Below are 3587 nucleotides of genomic sequence, written 5' to 3'. Positions count from 1 at the left end.
TGTCAGTCTGTAGAGCGACCATAAGACCAGAACAGAGTAAATCTGTTAAGGCAGGTGCGAAAAATCCTTCGGGAAAGAAGCAGAAACCTAAATCGTGAGGTTTGGGAATCACCGTCCGTTTACGGCGGTGAGGATGTCAATTCCGCTAATTGATACCAGAAAGCTAGTTTGGTGTTAAGACTGAGAATACCGTAGGATCGGGTAATCGGATTGCTGACTTTTTTAACCAAATCGCGCATGGTTTCTAACTGTTCAGCCTGGGATTTGGCTCAATAAATTGATAATTGTAAATAATTGTTACAAATACTTGACTTAAGATATTTCTATGCTGACAGAAACACAAATCAAAGAAAAAGCGCTAGAGTTGGGCTTCCATGGGGTCGGTATTGCCTCTGTGGACAGCCAAGACTCGGCGGTATCCCATCTAAAAAGCTGGTTAGAGCGGGGTTATCACGCTGATATGGATTGGATGACTAACCCGAAACGACAGGATATCAAAACTCTTTGGCCAGAAGTGCGATCGCTAATTGGTCTCGCCCTTAACTACTACACCCCCCAGCAACACAGTCCAGAGCAAAACCATGGCAAAATTTCCCGTTATGCTTGGGGACGGGATTATCACAAAGTATTAAGTAAAAAATTAAAAGCCCTCAGTCAATGGTTAGAAAGTCAGGGGGAGCAAATTCAAACCCGTTACTATGTGGATACAGGACCGGTACAGGATAAAGTTTGGGCGCAAAGAGCAGGGATCGGCTGGATTGCCAAGAACGGTAACTTAATTACCCGCAATTACGGTAGTTGGGTGTTTTTAGCAGAAATATTAACTAATTTACCTTTAGAACCCGATCGACCCCATAGTGACCATTGTGGCACCTGTAGCCGTTGTTTAAGCGCTTGTCCCACCCAAGCAATAGTTAGTCCCTCTGTGGTGGATGCTAATCGCTGTATTGCTTACCATACCATCGAAAATCGTGCTGTAACTTTGCCTACAGAAATTGCCAAGAATTTACAAGGTTGGGTAGCCGGCTGCGATATCTGTCAAGATGTCTGTCCTTGGAATCAACGTTTTGCCCAAGTTACCGACGTGGAGGATTTTCAACCTCGTCCCGAAAACCTCTCGCCAAGGTTGGAGGAATTAGCTAATCTAACTATAGAGGAGTGGGATCGTCGTTTCATCTCGTCAGCCCTGCGTCGAATTAAACCCCAGCAGTGGCGACGTAATGCCCAAGCTAATTTAGCTCATTCCCCTAACCCCGCACAAGATGACAATTAAAGTAGTCGTGTTCGATTTTGATGGTACTATCGCCGATACCCACGATACTTTCGTGGAGATTGTCAATCGTTTGGCTAAAAATTTTGGTTATCAACCCATCAACGAGGAAGATTTGGCCAGACTAAAAAACCTTAGTTCCCAAGAAATTATTAAACAATCCCAAGTTTCCCCCGTTAAAATCCCTTTTTTACTCTATCGAGTTAAACGGGAATTAAATAAACAAATTGAATGTCTGAAACCTTTCCATGGCTGGCATCACTGCCTCGCCACTCTTAAAGAAAGAGGCTATAGATTAGGAATAATAACTTCTAATACCAAGGAAAACGTCACTATATTTTTAGCAAATAATCAACTCTTAAGTTTATTTGATTTTATCTATTCGGGAACGCCTTTATTCGGCAAACACAAAATTATCGATCGCCTGATCCGACAAAATAAATTCTGCCCCGATGAAATGATTTATGTCGGCGATGAAACTAGAGATATTACTGCTGCCCAAAAAAGTCGAGTGCAAGTGGTGGCCGTTGCTTGGGGCTTTAATTCCCCTCAAATTCTCACTCAATTTAACCCCGATCATCTTATTCATCATCCCCTAGAATTATTGGATATTTTAGATAGGGCTGGCTGAAAAAGTTTTTCCTGGGGGCAGGGAAAGGCAGTTTGGGCATTTGTACTAAAATACCCAGTACTCAGTTTAAATATAGACTCCGATCGATGGGGGCAGAGAGACTCGAACTCTCACGAGCTTATAAGGCTCAACGGATTTTAAGTCCGTAGCGTCTACCATTCCGCCACGCCCCCGTTATTTAACCGACAATTTTTTATCATATCACAAATAATTTAATTGGCAAGAGTATTTTCAGTAAATTATTTTAGCCCGCCAATTCGATCGCCGCAAAGGGGGAAAGAGGGGGTAAAATAATCAGCAGGTGAATTGCCGTTCACCGACAGCTATTGAGAAAAATCAATCCTTATGCAATCAATTCTGACGCAAGAAACCATTATCATCGCCCTGATCTACCTATCTCTCAGTGTCTTGTATTTGCTCGTCATTCCCGCCGTTGTCTACTACTACCTCAATACGCGCTGGTATGTGGCATCTTCTTGGGAAAGAGGGTTTATGTACTTTCTGATGAGCTTTTTCTTCCCCGGGATGCTGTTGTTAAGTCCTTTCCTTAACTTCCGTCCCCAACGTCGTACCCTAAAAGCTTAAGTTATCACCAAAAAAACCCATGAGACGCATTGATGTCATCGGGATCGGTATAGGGATGTTCGCTATGGGCGGCATCCTCTACATTATCCTGCAAAAAACTGGTTTAGATAGTGCTTCGGCGGGAATTTGGAGTCAAGCGGTGTTGGTGGGTGGTGTCATCGGTTGGATTTTTACCTATCTGTTTCGAGTCGCCACCGATAATATGACCTACGGCAAACAGCGCAAAGATTACGAAGATGCCGTCTTTAAAAAACGCCTGGAAGCGATGACTCCCGAGGAAATCGCCCAAATGCAGCGGGAAATTGAAGAAGAAAAAACTAAATAGACGGATGAAACCCGATAAAATCATCATCGGTTGGCGAGAATGGCTGGATTTACCCGATTTAGGCATTACCAAAATAAAGGCCAAGATTGATACAGGCGCTCGCTCCTCGGCCCTACACGCTTTTCATCTGCATCCTTTTCGAGATGGCGATCGCAATTGGCTGCGCTTTCAAGTTCATCCCTACCAAAAAGATAGTCACCACACTGTCACCACCACCGCAGAAATCCTCGAATGGCGACAGGTAAAAAATTCCGGTGGTCAAAGTCAACTACGTCCCGTTATCAGAACAAGTGTATTGCTTGGCGGTCGTCAATGGCCGATCGAATTAACCTTGACTAATCGCGATGTCATGGGTTTTCGGATGTTATTAGGACGAGAGGCCCTAAAAAAAGGCTTTCTTGTCCATCCGAATAAGTCTTTTTTACTGAGTTAAGTTATATTTAGGGCTGGCTGAATAAATCTAAAAACCTTGTTGGATAAGGCTTTTAGACTTTTTTTTCCTCAAAAAGTGCCGGACATTGGAGTGATCGGGGGTAAAATTCCGGGACTTTTTCCCTGAAAATTAGGTAACTGACTACCTCAAAATCGGTAAAACCCTACACCCCCCTGCCCCCCCGATGTCGGGGGGGTTGGGGGGCTACACCCTGCCCCCACGAAAAACTTTTTGCCGCAAACCCTATTTAGGGTTTGCTGAATAATGGTAAAACCCTTTTAAAATAAGGCTTTTGACCTGTTAAAATCCGATGTTAGTGCAAGAATATAGGATTAAGACCTTC

The 3587-nt window shown here is 43.7% G+C and carries 6 protein-coding genes and 1 tRNA gene; 5 read left to right on the top strand and 2 right to left on the bottom strand.

Translation table 11 applies throughout. From position 1 onward, the window contains the following. Positions 1 to 119: 119 nt before the first annotated feature. Positions 120 to 239, bottom strand: coding sequence for an orange carotenoid protein N-terminal domain-containing protein (locus IM477_RS02705; RefSeq protein WP_287730447.1), 120 nt, complete (start codon positions 237 to 239; stop codon positions 120 to 122). A gap of 86 nt (positions 240 to 325) precedes the next feature. Here IM477_RS02705 and queG point away from each other — a divergent pair, with 86 nt between their 5' ends. Next, positions 326 to 1273 carry a tRNA epoxyqueuosine(34) reductase QueG gene (gene queG, locus IM477_RS02700; protein ID WP_287730446.1) on the top strand — a complete coding sequence of 316 codons (948 nt, stop codon included), beginning with the start codon at positions 326 to 328 and terminating at the stop codon, positions 1271 to 1273. After that, complete coding sequence (locus IM477_RS02695; RefSeq protein ID WP_287730445.1) at positions 1263 to 1901, top strand: HAD-IA family hydrolase; 639 nt, start codon at positions 1263 to 1265, stop codon at positions 1899 to 1901. Before queG ends, IM477_RS02695 begins: the two co-directional genes overlap by 11 nt. Positions 1902 to 1988: 87 nt before the next feature. On the opposite strand, the gene IM477_RS02690 is transcribed toward IM477_RS02695, so the two are convergent. Next, positions 1989 to 2074: transfer RNA gene (locus IM477_RS02690), tRNA-Leu, on the bottom strand. 172 nt (positions 2075 to 2246) lie between these two features. On the opposite strand from IM477_RS02690, the gene ndhL reads away from it, so the two are divergent. From ndhL to IM477_RS02675, 3 genes are read left to right on the top strand one after another with little or no spacing between them, the layout of a single operon-like run. After that, on the top strand, positions 2247 to 2486 hold the full coding sequence (gene ndhL / locus IM477_RS02685; RefSeq protein ID WP_287730444.1) for an NAD(P)H-quinone oxidoreductase subunit L: 240 nt from the start codon (positions 2247 to 2249) through the stop codon (positions 2484 to 2486). A 19-nt stretch (positions 2487 to 2505) separates the two neighbouring features. After that, complete coding sequence (locus tag IM477_RS02680; RefSeq protein WP_002763321.1) at positions 2506 to 2811, top strand: DUF3007 family protein; 306 nt, start codon at positions 2506 to 2508, stop codon at positions 2809 to 2811. Between the two features lie 4 nt (positions 2812 to 2815). Then, on the top strand, positions 2816 to 3244 hold the full coding sequence (locus IM477_RS02675; protein ID WP_287730443.1) for an ATP-dependent zinc protease family protein: 429 nt from the start codon (positions 2816 to 2818) through the stop codon (positions 3242 to 3244). Positions 3245 to 3587: the final 343 nt, after the last annotated feature.

It is taken from the genome of Microcystis sp. M090S1, assembly GCF_020246295.1.
In the GTDB taxonomy this organism is placed as follows: Bacteria; Cyanobacteriota; Cyanobacteriia; order Cyanobacteriales; family Microcystaceae; genus Microcystis; species Microcystis aeruginosa.
Note: the sequence above shows the minus strand (reverse complement) of the source record. Positions and strands in the feature narration are given on the sequence as shown.

What these genes read in the sequence shown, in the direction of transcription:
- IM477_RS02680 (WP_002763321.1), top strand. Translation starts at nt 2,506, where the DNA reads ATGAGACGCATTGATGTCATCGGGATCGGTATAGGGATGTTCGCTATG.
- IM477_RS02705 (WP_287730447.1), bottom strand. Translation starts at nt 239, where the DNA reads ATGCGCGATTTGGTTAAAAAAGTCAGCAATCCGATTACCCGATCCTAC.
- IM477_RS02675 (WP_287730443.1), top strand. Translation starts at nt 2,816, where the DNA reads ATGAAACCCGATAAAATCATCATCGGTTGGCGAGAATGGCTGGATTTA.
- ndhL (WP_287730444.1), top strand. Translation starts at nt 2,247, where the DNA reads ATGCAATCAATTCTGACGCAAGAAACCATTATCATCGCCCTGATCTAC.
- IM477_RS02695 (WP_287730445.1), top strand. Translation starts at nt 1,263, where the DNA reads ATGACAATTAAAGTAGTCGTGTTCGATTTTGATGGTACTATCGCCGAT.
- queG (WP_287730446.1), top strand. Translation starts at nt 326, where the DNA reads ATGCTGACAGAAACACAAATCAAAGAAAAAGCGCTAGAGTTGGGCTTC.